Origin of the sequence: Brevibacillus sp. M2.1A, assembly GCF_013284355.2 — a bacterium.
Classification (GTDB): domain Bacteria; phylum Bacillota; class Bacilli; order Brevibacillales; family Brevibacillaceae; genus Brevibacillus.
The window spans coordinates 6,106,370-6,127,693 of sequence record NZ_JABSUY020000001.1 but is presented as its reverse complement, the minus strand read 5'-3'; the positions used below and the strand labels follow the sequence as shown (position 1 = coordinate 6,127,693).

16 protein-coding genes, 2 pseudogenes and 2 other annotated features are annotated in these 21,324 nt (G+C 38.7%); of the genes and pseudogenes, 15 read left to right on the top strand and 3 right to left on the bottom strand.

Going from position 1 to position 21,324, the window contains the following annotated elements; genetic code table 11:
• The first annotated feature begins 1,128 nt into the window (after window positions 1–1,128).
• From HP567_RS28980 to HP567_RS28960, 5 genes are all read left to right on the top strand, one after another.
• Window positions 1,129–1,509 carry a helicase C-terminal domain-containing protein gene (locus HP567_RS28980; protein ID WP_173611046.1) on the top strand — a complete coding sequence of 127 codons (381 nt, stop codon included), beginning with the start codon at window positions 1,129–1,131 and terminating at the stop codon, window positions 1,507–1,509.
• Window positions 1,510–1,876: 367 nt separating this feature from the next.
• A complete protein-coding gene (locus HP567_RS28975) occupies window positions 1,877–2,785 on the top strand; it encodes an SMODS domain-containing nucleotidyltransferase (RefSeq protein ID WP_173611047.1) in 909 nt (302 codons plus the stop codon).
• A complete protein-coding gene (locus tag HP567_RS28970; RefSeq protein ID WP_173611048.1) occupies window positions 2,778–4,430 on the top strand; it encodes a ThiF family adenylyltransferase in 1,653 nt (550 codons plus the stop codon). The genes HP567_RS28975 and HP567_RS28970 overlap by 8 nt, the downstream gene beginning before the upstream one ends.
• Window positions 4,423–4,905, top strand: a complete 483-nt coding sequence (locus HP567_RS28965) for a Mov34/MPN/PAD-1 family protein (RefSeq protein WP_173611049.1) — start codon at window positions 4,423–4,425, stop codon at window positions 4,903–4,905. Before HP567_RS28970 ends, HP567_RS28965 begins: the two co-directional genes overlap by 8 nt.
• A 155-nt stretch (window positions 4,906–5,060) precedes the next feature.
• Window positions 5,061–5,789: a DUF6602 domain-containing protein gene (locus tag HP567_RS28960; RefSeq protein WP_173611050.1), complete on the top strand. Its 729-nt coding sequence runs from the start codon at window positions 5,061–5,063 to the stop codon at window positions 5,787–5,789.
• A 239-nt stretch (window positions 5,790–6,028) separates the two neighbouring features.
• Here HP567_RS28960 and HP567_RS30090 read toward each other — a convergent pair.
• A pseudogene (locus tag HP567_RS30090) lies at window positions 6,029–6,148 on the bottom strand (alkene reductase); the annotation flags it as partial.
• Window positions 6,149–6,301: 153 nt separating this feature from the next.
• Between HP567_RS30090 and HP567_RS28955 the strand changes: the two are divergent.
• The 5 genes from HP567_RS28955 (at window position 6,302) to HP567_RS28935 (ending at window position 14,131) form a co-directional block, all read left to right on the top strand.
• On the top strand, window positions 6,302–6,745 hold the full coding sequence (locus HP567_RS28955; protein ID WP_173611051.1) for a hypothetical protein: 444 nt from the start codon (window positions 6,302–6,304) through the stop codon (window positions 6,743–6,745).
• A gap of 226 nt (window positions 6,746–6,971) precedes the next feature.
• Window positions 6,972–8,345, top strand: a complete 1,374-nt coding sequence (locus HP567_RS28950; RefSeq protein WP_173611052.1) for a TniQ family protein — start codon at window positions 6,972–6,974, stop codon at window positions 8,343–8,345.
• Between the two features lie 435 nt (window positions 8,346–8,780).
• Entirely contained in the window at window positions 8,781–10,142 is a 1,362-nt protein-coding gene (locus HP567_RS28945) for a helix-turn-helix domain-containing protein (RefSeq protein ID WP_173611053.1), read from the top strand.
• Window positions 10,143–10,253: 111 nt separating this feature from the next.
• Complete coding sequence (locus HP567_RS28940) at window positions 10,254–12,959, top strand: TnsA endonuclease N-terminal domain-containing protein (RefSeq protein ID WP_173611054.1); 2,706 nt, start codon at window positions 10,254–10,256, stop codon at window positions 12,957–12,959.
• A gap of 5 nt (window positions 12,960–12,964) precedes the next feature.
• Complete coding sequence (locus HP567_RS28935; protein ID WP_173611055.1) at window positions 12,965–14,131, top strand: AAA family ATPase; 1,167 nt, start codon at window positions 12,965–12,967, stop codon at window positions 14,129–14,131.
• Window positions 14,132–14,203: 72 nt separating this feature from the next.
• Window positions 14,204–14,351: a sequence feature (23S ribosomal RNA rRNA prediction is too short), on the top strand.
• Between the two features lie 18 nt (window positions 14,352–14,369).
• Window positions 14,370–14,578 (top strand) — a sequence feature (23S ribosomal RNA rRNA prediction is too short).
• A 116-nt stretch (window positions 14,579–14,694) separates the two neighbouring features.
• Here the strand turns inward: HP567_RS28935 and HP567_RS28930 are convergent.
• A pseudogene (locus HP567_RS28930) lies at window positions 14,695–14,837 on the bottom strand (exosporium leader peptide); the annotation flags it as partial.
• A gap of 43 nt (window positions 14,838–14,880) precedes the next feature.
• Window positions 14,881–15,225 (bottom strand): HesB/YadR/YfhF family protein, encoded by a 345-nt coding sequence (locus HP567_RS28925; RefSeq protein ID WP_370648061.1) that lies wholly within the window; start codon window positions 15,223–15,225, stop codon window positions 14,881–14,883.
• Window positions 15,226–15,711: 486 nt separating this feature from the next.
• Here HP567_RS28925 and HP567_RS28920 point away from each other — a divergent pair, with 486 nt between their 5' ends.
• From HP567_RS28920 to HP567_RS28900, 5 genes are all read left to right on the top strand, one after another.
• A complete protein-coding gene (locus tag HP567_RS28920; protein WP_173611056.1) occupies window positions 15,712–16,248 on the top strand; it encodes a response regulator in 537 nt (178 codons plus the stop codon).
• Between the two features lie 307 nt (window positions 16,249–16,555).
• Window positions 16,556–17,635, top strand: a complete 1,080-nt coding sequence (locus tag HP567_RS28915) for a YhgE/Pip domain-containing protein (protein ID WP_173611057.1) — start codon at window positions 16,556–16,558, stop codon at window positions 17,633–17,635.
• A gap of 173 nt (window positions 17,636–17,808) precedes the next feature.
• Entirely contained in the window at window positions 17,809–18,651 is an 843-nt protein-coding gene (locus HP567_RS28910; protein WP_173611058.1) for an SDR family oxidoreductase, read from the top strand.
• Between the two features lie 114 nt (window positions 18,652–18,765).
• A complete protein-coding gene (locus tag HP567_RS28905) occupies window positions 18,766–20,058 on the top strand; it encodes a Dyp-type peroxidase (RefSeq protein ID WP_173611059.1) in 1,293 nt (430 codons plus the stop codon).
• A gap of 351 nt (window positions 20,059–20,409) precedes the next feature.
• Entirely contained in the window at window positions 20,410–21,288 is an 879-nt protein-coding gene (locus HP567_RS28900) for an alpha/beta hydrolase (RefSeq protein ID WP_229088183.1), read from the top strand.
• The last annotated feature ends 36 nt before the right edge of the window (window positions 21,289–21,324 follow it).

The following is a 21,324-nucleotide window of genomic DNA, read 5'->3' as shown; positions in this document are numbered from 1 at the left end:
ATCCTGATTTTACGGTTTCCTGTAAAATACGTATATTAGGAGCTAATCTGATAAGTTCACGAGATTCACACCTAACCGCTATATAAGACTTGCTTTCTTTTTTCTATGGTTACAAATCTCTAACTTAAACTAAAGTTCTCTTCAGTTGTTAAGGAGTTTACATTTCAAATGCTAATTCTGGTTCGTACTTCCGATTTGAGGTACAGCAACTTAAGGACGGGAAGGCAGGGGGATGTGCCGTAAATGCGATGATTCGTAATTAGTAGAACAAATGCTTGTATTTGCTGGTAAAAGAATGTAATATAGAGTAACGACACAATATATAGTAATAAAAATTATTTTGGTTACGATATATTGATGTTAAAAAGGAGTGGATTTTCATTCGTCTTCAACTCAAAAGCAAATTTGCTCAAGAATTAGTTGGTAATTTTGTGCAATGTTTTTGATCACTTGTTTGAACAAAATATCATTGCACGTCGCGATGGACAAGTAGACATGGCATTAAGTGTTGCTGAAGCTATTAGCAATGGAACCAATCTATGATTGAAGCAGGAGTTGGAATAGGAAAATCTTATGGGTATTTATTCCCAGGTTTGATTGCATCGAAGCTTAAGAGAAAGCCAGTGTTAATCGCAACGATAGTATTGAATTCTTCCAAGATCGTTTAGAAAAATCATTTCTTTTATCGATGATTTGCGTAGAGTACCCGATTCTCAGAAGGATATTTTTGGGGGAAGATATGACCAAGAAAAAGGACGAAACTCTATAAAGGTTGAATACTGCCCTAAAAATATTGATTCAAAACTAAAATCTATGCTTTTCAATAATCAACAAATTAAAGTTCCTCTCATTCTAACCTCAGCAACCATTACTCAACCAAGGGATACTTTGGAGAGTCAGTACCAGTATCAAAAAAGAGCTTTGGGTTTTACAGGTAGTATTATGGAACCAAAACCTTCTCCCTTTGACTACGACAACCACGCACGTTTGTACATTCAACCGACATTATTCCACCGACGAAAGACAATCATGAGAAATATTTGCGACAGATATCTAAACGAATTTTTGATCTTACTATAGCTACAGAAGGAAGAACCTTAGTGTTATTTACTTCTAAAGCGGATCTTATTGTTTGTTTATGAATATTTAAGTGTCAGAAAGCTTCCTTGGCCATTGGTAAAACAAGACAAGAATGCAAATCAAAATGAAGTTATCAAGGAATTTATAATAACAAAAGGGCTACTTCTTGAGACAGGTGTATTCTGGGAAGGGATTGATATTAAAGGGCAAGATTTAAGCCAAGTCATAATTACCAGGTTACCTTTTCCTGTACCGGATCCAATTCTTGGATTTAAGGGTGATAAAGTAGAGAATAAAGAAGCGGAAGTATTAGTTCCAGAAATGATTGTAAAACTGCGTCAGGGTTTTAGGCGACTCATCCGGAATGAATGTGATAAGGGAATTGTCAGCATTTTGGATACTAGAATAATTAATCAACCTAAAAAATAGACCTTATCGAGATAATATACTTTCTGTTTTGCAATACGTAACCAAGTAACCTCAATTCAACAGATTAAAGAGTTTGCGCAGCAATTTTAATATGAAAGTATATTATTTAAGTTAATGTGTCTGAATGGGCAGAAATAGAGGAGAATCAGAACATTGACTGAATTGTTTGCCAATTGGTTCTGTATAGGATAAGTATACTTGATTTATCTGACGAGAAATCAGAAATGCCATAATTAAATCATTGAGAAACTCTTTAGGAAAAACATGTTGCATTGCAAATATGGTTTACTCTTGCAGAAGCTTTAGATTTGCCGGGATGTTATTCAGGGTTACATCACAAAATAAATTAATCATTAAGGGGATTAGTATGACGGGACATGAATATTTAGAATCACAGTTGGATGCTGAGAAGTTTGATACTAGTGAAGAGCCTGAAATTAAGGAGAAAAGAGATGAGGTAGAAGAACTATTAAGAGGGGAGTATGGTAGTAAAATCATTTCCTTCAAATATTCTGGATCAATTGCTAAGCATACTGCAATCAAGTCCAGTAAAGATATGGATTTGGCTGTACACTTCAAACACGATTCTTTTGACACATTAAAGAACATGTATGAATCGGTTAGTGATTTTCTTGAAAAACATTACACGATTATTGACCAACGAGTTTCAATCGGATTAGACGGATTAAATGTAGATGTTGTTCCTGGCCGCAGAATTGATACAGAAGATACTACTAACAACGATGTGAATCTGTATCGTACTGATACTGAAACACGGATAAAAACAAATATTGAGACACACAAAAAACATATTAGAGATAGTAGTGCAAGAAATGAAATAAAATTAATGAAGATTTGGAGAGAGCGTTGGGCACTTAAATTTAAATCATTTGCAATTGAGTTGCTTGTTATAAAAGCGATGGAATCCTTCTCAGGTTCAGGGTTAGACAATAAGGTAAAACATGTTTTGCAATATATAAAGGATGAGGTTGAGTCAATTAATCTCATCGATCCAGCTAATTCGAATAATAATGTTGCAGATATTATTGATAGTAGCAGGAAAACATTATTTAAAACAACTGCTGAATATTGCTTAACACTTCTTGAGGAAGCTGGGGAAGACAATGACAGTAAGGTAGCCGCATGGAAACAAGTATTTAAAGACACATCGAGTGACAGTACAAACAATAGTAGGGGAACAACTGCTCCAGCCTTCGGGATTATTGTAAAGGAAACACAAGACTCGGGAAGGCAGCCTGATCGTCGCCATGGTTAACTTCTTCCACCCATGGTTTAAGAGGTTACCGGAGCTTTTTGATAGAGAAAAAAAGATAATGGAATCCCTAGGATTTCAGTTAGATGCAGATTCTCTTATAAATGATAAAATTGTGAGATTTATTGGGAGATCACGTGTAAGACAAGAATATCCGCTAATTTTTTCGTATCCAAATGGATATCCTTCATTCCCTCCAATTGTAATAAGTAAAGTATCCCCAGATTTAATACTTAATCGGCATCACGCCCCAGATACTGGGGTACTTTGCTGTTTTGGTTTTTCAAACGAGCGATGGAAAGCCTATTTTACAGCATTTGAGGTGTATTTGGAAGCTGAACAACTCATTGTAGATTATCCTCCGAACGGTAATCCTCCTGTTCATGATATTGTACCGGAACCGAGGATATCACACTTTGATTACGAAGACGGTAACACTTTTCTAATCCCTCCTCCTTTCGGTGACATGAAAATTGAAGAACTTGAGGGGTTCTTTAAGGCTAAATTAAAAATAGTACGAAATAAATTTGGTACACGTGGAATTCTTAGTAGCATAGAAAATAGAGAGCTTGTCCACAATGCAGTACCTACTTATGATGAATGGTTTTCAAAAGCGACAGTAATAAACGCAGCAATAAGAATAGTAAAAGAACCTCCACCACTTGAACAAGAACAACTACAATCATGGTTAAATAGCATTGGAATAAAACCAAATAAAAGCAATGAATCATGGACTTTTATTGTTTTCCCTGATGAATGGGGGATACGGGGGAGGTATCGAGCAACATGGATCTTACTAAAAACCATTAGAGGAATTAATAAATGGATAAGATGTTATGCTGTTAACTCGGACGATCGAGAAGTTCGGACACCTCATGGTGGGGAATTAAACAATAAAAATGTGTTATTAGTTGGAGCTGGATCGTTAGGTTCCATGGTAGCCTTAAATTTGGCACAAGAGGGAATAGGGAATATTACCCTGATAGACTCAGACAGATACGAACCTGCTAACTCAATCCGACATCCAGTAGGTCAAACGTGGTTTGGGATTCCAAAAGTAGTTGCTGTTGAAGACAGAATCAAACAGGTTTCGCCTTTAACAAATGTAGATTCAAAGGCGATTTATATCGGAGAGGATAAAGGACGAGATACGTATGAGGAGTTTATTAAAGCATTAATACATGCAGACGTGATCGTTGACACAACGGGTCATCATTCGGTCTCTCATTATATAAATTCTATATGTACAAATTTAGAGAAGAAACTGGTAGTTGGTTCGGTGACGAATGGAGGATGGAGCACGGAAGTGGTACGATACCGACCGGGTAAGTCGGGGTGCTGGGTTTGTTGGAATATATCATACGGACAGACAGCTCCGCCTGGAGCTCCGGAATCTACAATGCAGTTCGCACCAGGATGTAATCAACCGACCTTTGTTGGTGCCGTCTCGGATATTAATATTGCAGCTGCACTCACCTGCCAAATGGTCGTTAACACCTTACTGGATGATACACCAAAATATCAGGAAACCGGAGGAGATTACTTAGTGTGGTCAAGTCGAGATCAACTAGGGAATTGGGATTACGCTGTTAAAGTTTTATCTAATGACAAAAATCCATCATGTTTGTTGTGTAACGCTGATGATTAAAAAAGTTTTCCTAACAGAAAACGCCTTGGCTTGTATAAGGGAAGAGGTAGGGGAAAAACGAACAGTAGAAACCGGTGGAGCTTTAGTTGGATATTATGCTGATGAGTCTGTTGTAATTACTCATGCATCAGGTCCTGGACCACGTGCCTGTAAAAAGACTACGTCTGTATTGATTGACGGTGATTATACAACTAAATTTTGCCGCCACCTTACAACGCTTTCTAATGGCTACCTTTATTATGTTGGGGATTGGCATATACATTTGATTAATGACTTAAGACCTAGTATCACAGATCATAGTGCACTAAAAATTATGTTGAATCATTACCCTGATCAGGATTTGATCAGTGCAATATTTTACAAAGATTTGACTACTGTTAAAGTGTATAAAGGTGGTTTAGGAAGAAGTTTTAACGAGGTAGAAGTTGTGCTGTGTTCGGATCCAGAATGTATGGTCCCTTTTTTAGGGATTTAGAAATTTACACGTTAAGCTTATGATTACGATTGCGTTAGTTGGGAAAGAGCAAAAATATAATAGTATATCGAAATTTGAGGCTATATATACTAAAGTGATTCTTAAGAAAAGTTCGGCAAATCATTGGAATACGCCAATTTTTAGGAGGAGTAAATTTGAGTAATAATGTAAACATGAAGGAGCTTTTTTTAGGAATGCAGCAAGAAATGTTATACAAGTTGAATACAATACGAAAACACGTCACACATCCTGGAACCAAGGGTAATGCAACAGAGTTGAATTGGATCGACTGGTTAAGAACTTACTTGCCGAATCGTTACTGTGTAGACCAGGCCTTTATTGTCGACTATACGGGGAACAGGAGTGACCAAATTGATCTGGTGATTTACGATAATCAATACTCGCCATTTGTGTTTTGTCAAGATGGTGTAAAGTATATCCCAGCAGAGAGTGTATATGCGATTTTCGAAGTGAAGCAGGCATTGAATAAGGCGAACTTAGAATATGCAGCAACGAAAGCGGAATCGGTTCGCGCTCTTCAACGTACATCTGTGTCGATCGTTCATGCAGGAGGTACTTATCCGCCAAGACCCCTCTTCGAGATTGTAGCTGGGCTTATTACTACATCTTCAGACTGGAATCAGCCGTTCGAAAAACCATTTGGTGAGGCGATAGGGGTACTTAAACCAGAGCAGAAACTTAACATCGGTTGTGTATTAAATAGTGGCTCATTCATAATGAAGCCGGATGGAACAATTGAAACAAGCTCAGGCGAAGAAGCGTTGATTTTTTTCTTTATTAAATTATTCACGCAACTGCAAAATTTAGGAACGGTACCTGCTATGGATATTGATTTATACAGTAGGGCGCTTGAATCTATATAAGCTAAATTTTATGATGATAAAGTTATAAGCATTCAAAGATTCATTGTAGCATGAAGTAATTGGCGATGAAGACATAGGCCAGACATAAGATATCTATGTCCTCATACTGGTAAAGTTCCTGATGGTCGCATACCTCTTATTGTTGAGCAGGCTACCGAAGCCTGCTCATTTTATTGAACTAACGAGCAGTTTTGCTTAATCCCAAAAGTCCCAATAGTGGAATAAACATTTAGAGACTCTCCTAATGTACTCTTTCCTCGTGGCGACGGCGTAATGCCTTTCGTGATAATTAGACCGATCCCGTCTTGAGCTCGACGCCGATAATAAGCGACGACCTCCTCTCCGACCGTCCCCGCCTCACAGATGATGAGGCTGTTTTATTTTCAGAAATGATTTTCTATTTTTGGAAGAACATGCATATAGTAAGGCTTTCTAAAATCCTATAATATTGCAATATAAATTCGCTCCTTTTGGAAAAGATGGATACTGAGTATAAAATTTGGAGCGATAATATGTACTATGTTCTTGCAAAAGTTTGTAAGCCAATCTTAATTGAACAAATAGGTGACTATAGTATCAAGTATGATGACTATGTTTTTTATTCAGTTTGGTATGGAAAACGATGTTTATTAGAAAATGCTTCACTTGTGAATGCAAGAGATTTTTGTATCAAAAGGATAGACATTAATGGTGAAATTGTTGTTGTCCTCAACACCTACTTTTTAAGTATAAAAGGTGAATGTTTCTCCAAATACATCGATCAAACTTGCTGGCATAGAAGGTATCACGCTCCTTGGATTGGTTTTTTTCCAATACCTCAACGGGTGGATAAAAGGACTCTATTATACGAAAGACTGTTCAAAGATTTTATAGAAGCAGAGAAAAATGGGGAAATTAGTCATCGATTTAAGAAGTATTTTTCACAACAAGAAAGAGATCGGTATAACAGGGTATAACGTACTTTACACTGATCTTATTATTGAGCAATACGGTAGAAAAACGTTATATTTAGTAGAATTTGGAAGGATATGCTCAATAGTAAAAGAATAAATTACACTGGAATTACTTGCATGAAGCAAAGAGAACTGTCCTCTATCGAGTATCTTCTGATGAATTAGTTTTAAGTATGGGGGAATACGGAAAAAACGTATTTACATATCGATTGAGAGTAGGACTAGAAATATGATGTATGAATATGAAGACGAAATGCTTAATCTGTTACAAGAAATCTCACCAAGGAGCATTCTTTACAACCTACCCCCTATTGGAATTGGCTCCATACACGTTGAAAGTTTGACAAGCTATGTATCTAGATTAAGTACTGCACATTGTGTAACAACAGGTGTTTTTTTTACTAAGATAATTTTTCCTTATCTAAGTAAAGAGAGTTTTCCCAGAGATGGGTTTACACCTCAAAGATCCTGCACATTTAATAACTTTCACCAAAGTTCTAAGGAATTAGTAAGTGCTTTGACGGATTTAACAACAATTGATAACCTCAGCTATCTTACATTGATAGATTTTAGTTGCTTTTTATCTAACTATGAAGTGCGATTCAAAAAATATTGGTGCCCGTGTTGTTTTCAAGAAGCTAGAGACAATAACTTACCAATATATGAACAGCTATTGTGGGTTTTTAATGTTGTGGAGATTTGCCCAAAACATAGTTGTAAACTAATTTGTAGTTGCCCCGCTTGTAAAACAGATCAGTATCATCTTTCGAGAAGAAGGGTAATGGGGTATTGCTATAAATGTGGCTTCTGGCTTGGTTATAGTATAAATAGTTCTAATGAAGACCTTTCTACTCAACACTTATATTGGCAGCGGTGGGTAATCAAAAATATTGAAGATATATTATTATTAAATAACCATGAAAGAGAACTGATTAATACTAATTGGATCGACTATCAGGATAATATTAATGAGTTCTTCAAGCTGATTACAGAAAAATATGAAATAACGAAATTTCTAGGTATGTGCGGTATTCCTAATCGATTATATTACCACTGGCAAAAGGGGCGTTTTAGAGCAAGTTTACACTCTCTACTGAAACTGTGTTATATGACTAGTACTCCTTTAAAGAAATTTTTGTTAAGGGAATTTGAAATCGATAAAGAAATCAAACCAATCCCAGATTTTATCTATAATGTTGAGCAATATAAAACAAAGCCCAAAAATGACTTAGGGGAACTACGTGAAACAATTTTAAGAATCATAAATGACAATAATAGCCTACCGCCTTCTTTATCCCAACTGGCTAAATCACTTGGATATAAAAAACCAGAAACATTACGAAAAAAGCTACCAATAGAAACTGAAATGATAGTAGAGAATTATCGGAGTTATCTTAATAGAGAAAGGCTTAATAAAAGGAATGAAATGAAAATGGCGATTATTCAATTAAATAATAGGGGGATTTACCCCTCACAGAAAAATGTTGAAGAAGAACTAGGAGTCAAATCCTATTTTTGGAAAAATACAAATAGACAATTACTTATTGAATTATGTAATGAACTGGGAGTAGTTAGGAAAAGAGGACCTCACACACAAGATTAACATTCTAATTCAAATGAGATAACAGAAGGAGTCATCCGGTGTTAGGGATATATTACATCAAAAGGAAGATACTCTTTTTGAGGAAGATGCCGTGCATTGTTTATAAATGTATCGCTAACCCGTTATCGAAGAAATGGGACAACTTCAAGAGAAGCTGTTCACAGTTTTTTGCTGGTTATATCTACTTTTGTATACTGTAATCCAATGACCACACTAACTCTGAACACTTTACATATTGACCGTAATTAAACACCGTTCTAGAGAAGAACGGTGTTTGTTGTGCTACTTACATTAACATGGAAAATTGATCATTTCACATCGTATAGGGGACATGAATATTTCATTTATGATATTTTGTTATAAAATTATCGGATTTGGCTATATTGTGAATGAGTGATCATTCTGTTATTACGTTTCCATAGGATATGGTTCGAAGTGAGAAAGGGTGAGCATATGGATATGAGAGAGAAGACCGAATTAAAGGTTTACCCCTTTATAAACCAAGATAATCAAAAAATGGTTTCACACAGTTCTCTTTACTGTCTTAAACCGCTTGGTTTGGGTACAGCGGCTATGGAATCTCTGACGAGTTATATTACACGTTTAGCACAGGCGCATTGCATAAAAACAGGAGATTTATTTTCCAACATCCTGTTCCCAATTCTCAATAAAGATTACACCAATCATATTATTGTTGAAGGGGGAAACGGTTTTTACGACTGGGCTCATTCAATAAATGGGATAACAAGTATAGCTGTAGAGTTTATAGAAATGCTAGGTAATCTAACAGGCAACCTAGAATTACGTGAACTAACTTTATTACGATTTGAGCATGTTTTACCGAACAGAGGATTATTGAAACGAGAAAAATTTTGGTGTCCGATGTGTTATCAGGAGATGAAGGACAACACAGGTGATGTATATGATCCATTGCTCTGGCTTATACAATCAGTAAAAGTTTGCTCAAAACACCATGTTTTTCTTCGGAACGAATGCCAACATTGTAAAAGAACGCAGTTAATCCTAGAGAGAAGAAGTACGCCCGGTTATTGTGTACATTGCTATTCATGGCTAGGTAGTCTTGATTTTCAACAGGATGTAGATGAATGGGAGCTCGCAAAAACAAAACATGTTGAGCAACTAATTTCAACTGCAAGCAACAGCTTTGTCAAAAGAGAAGGAATTAAAAGCACCTTAACTTCATTAGTAGGTAAATATACGAACTTTAACCAAGCAGAGTTTGCAAGAAAAATATCTGTACCAAAATCAACTTTTTGGGGATGGTACAGGGGAAAGAATTTGCCTTCGTTAGATGATGTGATAAGAATATGCAACATTTTTGGTATTACGGTTATCGATTTTTATTCTAGTAAACTACATTTCGGAAATCACTGTACGATTCCGTTGAGGAGGAAAATAAAAGAGAATCATTGTTTAACACTTGTCCCCAGTCATAAGTTAAGAATGACTGTGCGTCAATTTGTAGGCAAGAAGAATGAACCAATATCTGTAGTTCAAATGGCGAATCGATTAAATTGCAATAAAAAGACGCTTTACAAATACTGCGGAAAACTTTGCAAAGTACAATCCTCCATGAACAAATCTTACAAACAGAAGTGTCGGAATAAGAGAAGGAGTATCCTTAACTCACATGTCCAGGGAGCGTTTTATCAGATTCTTGATGAAGGGAACATACCATCTGTTCGTAGGATTGAACAGGTAATGAAACGTCCAGCCATTTTAAAAGAAAAAGAAGTTCGAATGAAGTATTACCAATTAAGGAGGAACAGCCTTTAGTCGATACAAAATATTGGGTTATTCTCGGTAGAATTATCTACATTTAGAAGGATAGAGGGTATTTCTGGAGAATATGGTTACGAGAAGAATATGCTGGGGAGGTAAATACCCTTGACCAATGAGGAATTTCGCATGTTTTGTCAAAGGATGCAATTAAGTTCTCCTGCGATAAAAGTCATTGAAAAGATAAGAACCTCAGAACCCTCAAGAAAAACGAAAAGTACGGGGAAGAATATCGCTGGATTTTATTCTAGCAAAAAAATGGGGGTCACAATTCAATTTGAGAGTCATACTTTGGAACTCCCAAGTATTTACCAAAAGGAACATGATAAGGACGTCTTGGAGTATTATGATCAGCCTCCTTCGTTTCCTATTCGGTATCAATCGAATGGTTCAAATCGAGGCCATCTATATACACCTGATTTCTTTGTCATTAGTGAATCATTTATCGGATGGGAAGAATGGAAGACAGAAGAGGAGTTAATCAAATTATCTGTAAAATCTAACCGTTATTATCGGGGAGAAGATGGAACGTGGTATTGCCCTCCTGCACAAGCGTACGCAGAAGAGTTCGGATTAAACTTTCGGGTACGTTCTTCAAATGAAATAGATTGGATATTCCAAAACAACTTGCGATTTCTAGAAGATTATTTATTAGAAGACGCTCCTACTATTAATGAATCTGCCTATAAATGCATTTTTTCCTTGGTGGCTGACCATCCAGGGATAACTTTAGCAGAATTGATTGAGAAACAAGATGGTTATTCTTCAGATGATATTTACAAGATGATCGCACAGAATCATCTTTACGTGGACCTCAATAAGAGTGTTTTTAGAGATATGGATAAGGTCAGATTTTATACAAATGAGCAGACTGCAAAAGCTTATGCCTATTTGTACGAATCTACGAATCATGAAAAAGGTATCCAACCCGAAAATGTTACGATATCGCCTGGGAGTAAAATTCAATGGGATGGCAGGGCATATACAATCATCAATGTTGGTGAACATAACATTGCTATTCTTGGAGAAAATAATGAATTAATAGAGTTACCACTCGAATCTTGGAAATATTTAATGAAAGAAGGAAAAATCACAGGTTTATCACAAAAGGGCAAGTTTGAGGAGATTGGAAAATTCCTGAGCGCTGCTTCTGAAGAGGATCTGAAAGAAGCTAACCGTCGTTTTCTGATTATTCAGCCCGTTATTGAGGGTATGAATCAGAAATGTCAAAATATATCTGAAAGAACGGTTCGCCACTATTTGTCTAAATATCGGCGAGCAGAAAGCTTATATGGAAATGGTTATGTTGGGCTATTACCCAGTCATAAAAGCAAGGGGGACCGGCGCTCTAGGCTACCAACCGAAACTCATGAGAAAATGAGTTGGTTCATTACAAATCACTACGAGAACATTAAGCAAGAAGGAGCTAGTTCCGTTTGGAGAAAGTTGGTCGAAGAGTGTCAAAGAGAAGGACTCGTATGGCCTAGTTTTAAAACATTCACCCTGCAAATTAACAAAAGGTCAACTCATGAGCAGGAGTTAAAACGGAAGGGGAAGAAAGCTGCATACGATAGTGAGCCACGTTATTTGGAACTTGAACTGCGTACGCCTAAACACGGGCAGATGCCATTTGAAATTTGTCATATTGACCATACTCAATTGGATATTGAATTAGTCTGTTCCAGAACCAAGCGAAATTTGGGACGTCCGTGGGTAACATTTTTAGTAGATGCATTTTGCAGACGATTGTACGCTGTTCATTTGTCATTCGAAGACCCAAGTAGCCGATCTTGTATGATGGTGTTTCGTGAATGCGTGAGACTACACAGTAGATTGCCCAAATGGGTAGTTGTTGACGGTGGTCGCGAATTTGGTAGCACATACTTCGAAACGCTTTTAGCTATGAATAAGATACATAAAAAAGAGAGAACGGGAAAGCCAAAGTACGGATCTGTAATCGAACGATTGTTTGGTACTGCTAACACCACTTTTGTGCAAAATTTATTAGGGAACACCCAAATAATGAAAAACGTACGCCAAGTTACACCTGAGGTTAATCCAAGAAACCAAGCTGTATGGACGTTCGGGAAGTTTTTAGAATTACTTCGTACATGGGCGTATCAAGTTTATGACACGATTGACCACCCTACTTTGGGGGAAAGCCCCAGGGATGCGTATGTACGCGGACTAGCTGAATCAGGAAATAGAGAATTTACCTATGTCCCTTATTCTGAAACCTTCCGTATGATGACAATGCCCTCAACTAAAAAGGGAACAGCTAAGCTGGACCCTGGGCGTGGATTAAAGATTAACGGGCTGTATTATTGGTCGGAGTTACTTAAAAATCCTGAGATCGAAAATAAGCAAGTACCTGTCCGGTTTGACCCGTACAATATGGGTGACGCTTTTGCTTACATCAAAAAGCAGTGGGTTCGAATACACTCTCAATATTTTTCGGATTTTAATAATCGAACATTACGAGAAATACAAGTGGCTACAGAGGAATTAAAACGGAGAATGAAAATACACGGACAAGAAACCACAATTACTGCAGTTAAATTAGCTCGATTTCTGCGTTCAGCTGAAGCCCAGGAATTATTGCTACTTCAAAGGTTACGTGATTCAGAAATGAAGGAGACCTTCACTGTATTAGAAGGAGGCAGACAGTATATAGAGACAGATAGTAAAGAACGATTAAAAACAGAAAACGATGCTCAGATGTCACTTATTGTTGACAACACAAAACAAAAAAATGATATTTCTAATTCAAATAAGAATCCTATACCCAAATTTGAAATTTACGAGGAGCTATAGGTGTAATGGAAACAAGTAATCGATCTTTCCCAGTTCAGCTTCTAGAGCAACCTATTGAAGATAGGATTCAGTATTTCAAAAAATATACGGTTGCTCATCCGTTATTAATAGAGGCATTTAACAAGTTGACCAATAATCTTCTTAATCCGGGGAACCAATCCATATTCTTTGTCTATGGACCAAGTGGCTCAGGTAAATCGACGTTATTTTTAAAAATTAGAAATAAAATTATACAAGAATTTCGCTCTGAGATAGAAAAAAACCGGGGAATTATTCCTATTATGGGCGTTGAAGCAGTTGCACCTGAGAACGGAAATTTTAATTGGAAGGATTTTTATTTACAATCACTCGATGCATTTTATGAACCTGCAATCGACTATAAAGTGGATTACGATTCGCTCTTCTCTAACAGATTGGTATCGGCATTGAGAAGGGATGACCCTACTAGAAAATATCGAAAAGCATTGGCGAGTACATTAAAGTACAGAGAGACGAAAGCTTTTCTCATAGATGAAGCACAGCACATTGCCAAAATAACCAGTGGCCGAAAACTTTTAAACCAAATGGATGTCATTAAGTCATTTGCGTCAGAATCGAATATACCCATTGTTTTAATTGGATCATATGAAATTCTTGCATTTCGAAATTTAAGTGCCCAATTGTCACGTAGAAGTGACGATGTACATCTTCCTCGTTATCGAATGGAGAAGGAAGGGGACATGGAAAAGTTCGTCAATATTCTTTGGACTTTTCAAAAACTGTTACCCTTAGAGGAAGAACCAGATCTGATAAGTTATTCTGAAGAATTTTATCAAAGATCAATTGGGTGTGTAGGCATTCTTAAAGACTGGTTGTTAAAGACACTTGAAATTCAGTTGAAGCTAGGGAAGCGTCAATTAGCAATTGATGATTTTATGTTATATGCGCACACGATTGATCGGTGTTTAGCCATGATCATGGAGGCACGTGAAGGGGAAGCACAGTTAGAAGAAAGTGACGAAAAAAAGCAATATTTAATGTCTTTGTTAAAAGGAGGTTCTCATGTATATCAAAATCAAGAAGATGAAAAGAAAAGTAATAAGGTATTAGACGAAAGGAAAAAGGGTGGAAAAAAAGTTGGCGTACGAAATCCGAAAAGGGATAAAGTTGGCGTTGACGATAATGTGATATGACGCATGCGTAATTCATTACAGGGAGACTTTTTCGTTACAAACTCTGGCTGGCAATTTCCAGTATCGAGTATGGACTGACTCTAAGCAGGATTTAAATCGAGGGAGGTTTGGCACCTCGATGTCGGCATATTGCATCCTAGGGATGAAGTAGGACCAAGGGTTGAGCTGTTCGCCTTTAAAGCAGAACGCGAGCTGGGTTCAGAACGTCGTGAGACAGTTTGGGCCCTATTGTCGTGGGCGTTGGAAGTTTGAGGAGAGCTGTCCTTATTACGAGAGGGCGCCGCTTGTGCACCAGCTGTCACGCCAGTGGCATAGCTGGATAGCTATGTGCGGACGGGATAAGCGCTGAAAGCATCTAAGCGTGAAGCCCTCTCATAGACGATGAGGTTGATAGGTTCGATGAGGAAGCGAGGTAACGCGTGGAGCTGACAAATACTAATCGGTCGAGGACTTATCCACACACTTAGCAATTGATCATGCAGATCCGGTTTCGAATGAATGAAGAAAGAAAGCCATTCAGTTTCTTGAACTGTTGTCGGAACTTGACCTAGTGATCAATCCGCTGGATTATCAGGAGTGAAGGATAAACAAAAGCATCATCAACTCGAACTAATGAAGGAGTGGTTCCGGTAAGAGTTACCCGGGAATTTATCGGTATTGAGTCAACCGTTGCTCTCACTCTCGTAATAACATTGTTAACGCGGTTCCAACATTATTTTCAATGAACAACAATAACGATATTATCTTTTTTATTCGAGTTTAAAAACAACTTCATCTGTGGCAGGCACATAGTCTACTAGAAGATCTTTGCCATTTATATACCATAATTCATCCTGCTCCATATAGAAGGTAATCCCACTAACTACTGTTGTAAGTCCCATATTATTTGGGTGCTCTTTTGCAATTCCCATAGAAAACGAGTCTTGTACCGTGCTGGCGCCACCGTAACGAACAAAAAATCGGATACTGTCGCCCATCTGGCATCCCCAATCCTCTTTAAACCAAGTGATAGCTTTTAGAGATACTGTAAGATTCATTATAAGAATAATCCTTTCTATACATTTGTAATTTACATCATATGCAAAACATGTCACGTATCTTTCTCCCAATGTTATCAGTGGAATGCATTTCATCCATCGGCACATTGAATGAGTATGGGCTACAAAAAAAGACCAGCAGATGCTGGTTTTGATCTGCACCTTAAGTTGTAGGAGAGGAAATATATGACGTGAAATATGAACCCCCAAAATGACGCTTTATCCTAGTGAAAACGATGTTTGGGAGCCCCCTATAGCAAATTACGACTTAAGTCGTAAAAAAAGGCCAACAAAGATTGGTCTTTTTTTGTAGCTTATGTTCATCCGATGTGACGATGGAGTCAATTCACTGCAATGATAGGATTATCAATGTAAGGGTAATTAGATAAATGACAGGAGGGGGACGTTAAAGATTATGTTCATCGAGGAAGGTGTCTGGAACAAGTTTCTGTGCGAAAGAGAGAAGGTTCGCTTTCTATTATGAATTTGCTGTTGCATCGTTTCTGAAGAAAGAAATTCAAATTGAAAGGAGGGAAATGAAACATGAGTATTAAAGTAATGATTGTTGATGATCATGTCTGTGTTATTCAGGGATTGCAATATTATCTTCAAACACAGCCTAATATCGAGCTTGTGGGCGAGGCTACATGTGGGGAAGAAGCTGTTGAGAAAATCGGAGAGCTGAGACCAGATGTTGTGCTGATGGATCTAATTATGCCGGGCATGACAGGGATTGAGGCAACCAGACAAATTCGGAGTAAGCATCCCAACACGAAAGTTATCATCTTAACTTCCTTTTCTGATCAAGACAAGAAGTTAGCTGCAATACAGGCGGGGGCAAACAGCTATTTGTTTAAGGACATTCAACCCGATAGGCTTTTACAGACCATATATGGGGTATATCATGAGCCTACGCATTTTCACTCGGTGAAAAGACAAGGGATATCGTTTCCGTTTATAAATCCTGAGACTACTTCATCTTTAGAGGAAGAACGCATGATAAACAAGTCAACGTGGTGTAAAGAAGGTTATGCGACTTCCTTGCGCTCGGGGAGGATAATAAAGAAGCTGTCGGATTAATACTGCGAAAGCTAATCTCGTTACCTTTTTTCACTGACTCATTTGGGGAGAAATACAAGATAGAGCTACAACTAAAGTTGTAGAAAAGACCAACATCCGTTGGTCTTTTTTTGTAGGGGAAGTTCAATCGATATACCGATGGGAGAAGTTTGATCCATTGTTAAGATAAGGACATAGAAGCAAGTCAATTAAGAGAGGTAGTTTTTATGAATCGTATGTTATGGGGAATCTTGATGATGCCTACGGCGACTACATTTAGGTTACTATTGTTTCCACTCAATTTTTATAAAAAAGGAGATATCGATCAATGACACAAGTGATTAAGCATTTATTGAGTATTTCGGCGACTCGGATCGGTATTGCGCTTGCTTTTTTTATCCCGCTTGTTTTTACCGTAGCATGGATGACTGGCTACCATAATGCGACGCAACGTATTGGTGAACTTCAAATCGCTATCGTCAATCAGGATGGAACAGCTGGAGAAATCATTCAGGATAAAATGATACGTTGGGTTCCTTTTCATTCGGACACGTTAAGTAGTGTGGAAGAAGCGAATAAGCGAATGGAACAGGGAGACTATTCGATGGTTGTGGTTATTCCCTCGAAATTTGCACACGATCTCCAAGCTGGTCAAGCCAAGTTAATCTACTATATTAACACTGGTACCTCGGAAGTTGCACATGCAGCGGTAGAAAGAGCAGCAGGAAAAATAACGGAGGGAATATCAAAATCAGTAGACGGCAATGCAAATCGTCAACCTATACAGGCTGAAATTATTAAAACTCATCAACAAGGCAACTTTGCTGTAACTATGGTACCAATATTGCTTGGTTTCACCCCGTATATTGCCATGATGACGATGAATATCCATTTGAGAATCTCGTCGCTTATGCTGAAAAGTACGTATGGAAAATGGGATTTATTTTGGAGTCGTCAGTTTCTGTTACTGCTCATTTCCATTTTAGCTTCGCTTTTTCTAAGTGCAGTGATTTATCTCTTTGTTGAACCAGCGGCACCATTTTGGAAAATGTGGATGTTTGAATGTTTCGTCTTCTTAAGCGGTATTTGTGTAACTCAAATGGGTCTTACGCTTTTCGGTCATAGTGCGCCTTTTTTCAACTTGCTGCCCATTCCACTAATGATCATGACAGGTGGAACCATCGTTCCTTCCTCTATGTTAACGCCAATCTACCAGCATCTTGGAAGCTGTTTGCCTTCGGGAATTCCTGGTTTTATGCAACTCATTTACATCGGACATGGTATTTGGAGCTTTGTACTTAACCTGCTGTTACTATCGGCTGTGACTTGGGGGATTACAGTACTTAGGATTTATATGGAGAAAAGTACAGCTTCTCCAAATGAAGTGAAGGCTACTCATGCACGTTAAACGTGAAAACGAACACTGATACGAGCTCATGTAGGAAATTGAAAGGAGGTGTTTTAGCATATGACTCTGTTATCGTATCCAACAAAGTGTGGTTGATTGTACAAACCGTGATTCGTTAGTCTAATAGACTTTTATACTAATAATGTAGGCGAATGCCGAGAGGAGTGCACTTTATGGGTTTCCCAATTCAGCAACAAAACAAACCTGGACTTGAATCAATGATGACACCGAGACCTATTTTTGATAATCCTGAATACAAACCATCCGGTAAATTGAAGAACAAAATAGCTCTTATAACTGGTGGGGATAGTGGGATTGGGAGAGCTATTGCTGTCGCCTTTGCGAAAGAGGGCGCTGACATTGCAATCTCGTACCTAGATGAACACAGTGATGCAGAAGAAACAAAGGAATACGTCACAAAGTACGGACGCCGTTGCATTACCATTCCTGGCGATATTGGGTATCAGCAGCCTCGTATAGAAGCTGTCATGCAAACGGTGGAAGAATTCGGCCGTATTGACATTCTCGTAAATAATGCCGGTGTCATGTATGTGAAGGACGATATTCTAACTGTGGAATCGAAGCAGCGTGCAGATACATTCCACACCAATATTTTTTCGCAGTTTATTCTAACGAACGCTGCCTTGCCATATATGAATGCAGGAAGCTGCATCATCAATACGACATCTGTGGATGCCTATCAAGGAGCGAAAGATTCAGTTGATGTCGCGGCAGCTAACGGAGCCATTGTTTCATTTACACGCTCGCTCTCGCTGACGCTGGCGGAAAAAGGAATCCGGGTCAATGGTGTGGCACCTGGAACCATTTGGACACCGTTAATTCCATCATACTTACCTGCAGAGCAGATTACCACATTTGGAGACAATGTTCCGATGAAGCGAGCTGGTCAACCATTTGAAGTGGCACCTGCTTACGTATTCTTGGCATCCGATGATGCATCTTACATGTCAGGACAAATTTTGCACGTAAATGGTGGGGTAATTGTTAACGGATAACTCTTGAGCATATCCCACATTCAATCCAAAACGCCCCTGAATTTTTCGGGGGCGTTTTTAGTGGATAAAGAATGCAGGGAATCGATCGGTCTTTTTTGGGTGGAGGAATTAAACATGAAGCATACACATGAAAATGAACGTACTAACGAAAATCGTGACGAATCGAGTTATAGTCGAAGAGAAGTATTAAAAATGGCGGCTTTGGCGGGATCAGGAATCGTAGTTGGAATGAGCGGAATGGCTTCTTTATTCGCGATTAACTCCAGCTTTAAAGCTAATGGTCTTGTTCATCCTGAATCCGAAGACACTCAACCAGAAGAAGTGAACAAGGACGCAATTCCATTCTATGGAGCAAGGCAAGCGGGTATCGGAACTCCTCAGCAAATGTATATGTACTTTGCCGCTTTTGACATGATTTCCGAAGAAGTCGAAAAGTTAAAACAAATACTTAAAATATGGACTGCTTATAGTGCAGATATGACAGCAGGTAGAGGGCTTAGAGAAACAAATGGTCAGCAGCAAATGAACAGCGTTAGGGAGAGTTCAATCAGTTCTTCAGCAAAGCTTACCGTTACGTTTGGATTTGGATCGACTTTATTCATCAGGAACGGGATAGACCGATTCGGATTGGCTTCACAACGACCGGATGAGCTGAATGATATTCCATCTATGCCCGGAGATTCGTTGAATCCTCAAAATTCGGGAGGCGATATTTGTATACAGGTTTGTTCGAATGATCCTACTGTCGCTTTTCATGTGATTCGCAAATTAGCAGCGGTTTCCAGTGGGATAGCGGTACTTCGGTGGATTCAAATTGGATTTATTGATGGGTCCGATGGTCAAACACCAAGAAATCTGTTTGGCTTTAGAGACGGCACAGCCAATATTGAGTTGGCAAGCGAAAAAAGCAAGAAGAACCATGTATGGGTGGACTCATCGAAAGGTCCTGCATGGATGGCCAACGGCACTTACTTGGTAGCGCGCAAAGTTCGTATGGACATGGAAAAGTGGGAGCAAACATCCCTTATAAAGCAGGAAGCTATATTCGGGCGATTGAAAAACAGCGGCGCTCCGTTAGGAAAACAAGATGAGTTTGATGTCGTAACGATGCGAGAAATCCCGCGTAACTCCCATGTATGGCTTGCGCGTAGTGTTGGGACAAAGATTTTGCGAAGGTCATACTCTTATTTCGAAGGCATTGCCCCGATGACTGGTCATCTAAACGCTGGACTTTTCTTTATCAGTTTTCAGCAAAGTGTTCATACACAGTTCGTTCCGATGTTATCCTTACTGGCGAAGTTTGATGCCCTTAGTCCCTTTCTTTCAACGGTATCGAGTTCTGTTTTTGCTTGCCCACCCGGTGCAAGTGAAGGAGGATTTATCGGTGAAGAACTTTTTAAAGGTTAAACCATAATTTTGCTTGTTAGACAAAGTAGGAACTTGCAAAGTCCCCAACTATGTTTGTTCTAAGAGTCTTTACCATTTTAACGGTGAAGTCTCTTTTTTGTTACAAGGAAGCCAGAAATTTTTAGAAATGAGGGCGGAGCATACAGTTCCTTTGAAGATTCATGTTTATTCTACAACTAAAGTCGTAGAGTGAGACTAGCTATGTTGGCCTTTTTCTGTAGTCCAACTTCATTCAATGTGCTGATGGAGTAGGTTCGTTCCAATGATAGGATAAGGACATCGAAACCGATAAACATTTCACGAAGCCTGTACATATCAAGTACAAAACTACTTTTAAGGAGCATAACGAAAATGAAAAAGATGAACACGATGTTGGCCCTGACTCTCGCACTTGGTACGGCATTTTCTGTAAATGCTGTGTTAAATAATGGGAATATTGCAAAAGCTGAGTCTTCAGCGGAAGTTACGCAAGAAATGAATGCAACACAGAAGAAGCAGAAAATGACATTTGTACTGATTCATGGTGCATGGGCAGACGCTAGCTACTGGAAGGAGACTGCCAAATCCCTTCGCAAAGCGGGTCATACCGTGCATACCCCAGAATATGCAGGCCATGGAGCTAATTTCGATGCCAAAGTAACCCATGAAGAGATCACAAAATCGGTGGTTGATTACATTAAAAAGAACAATCTCCATGATGTTGTTCTGGTAGGCCATAGCTTTGGCGGTACCATCATTGCTAAAGTAACCGAACAGGTTCCAAATGATATCAAACGTCTGGTCTTCCTTGATGCGTTTATTCCAAAAGACGGGGAGAGCATGATGGATCAGGTACCAGAGCATGCTCAGAAAATTTTCGAGTCTCTACGTGACGCTTCGGGTGACAATACTATCACTCTGCCTTTCCCTGTATTTCGTGAGACCTTCGCAAACAAAGCCACGCTGGAGCAGGCAAAAGAGATCTACGCAGTTGCACCTAAAGAACCGGCTGGGCCGATGTTCGAGAAATTGGATCTGAAAAAATTCTATAGCTTTGAAAACATTCCGAAGAGCTATGTGTACCAAACAGAAGATACCGCACTCCCACCAGCGCCGTTTGCTTGGCATCCAGCACAGTCTAGTCATCTAGGTTTGTACCGCCTCATTGTTACAGAAGGTGACCATATGAGCACGGTGCATAACAAACCGGATTTGATTGCAGAAAAGCTGATTGAAGCTGGAAGAGACTAATCGTTCTTCATAACGAGGATAAGCATTACGGGGTGA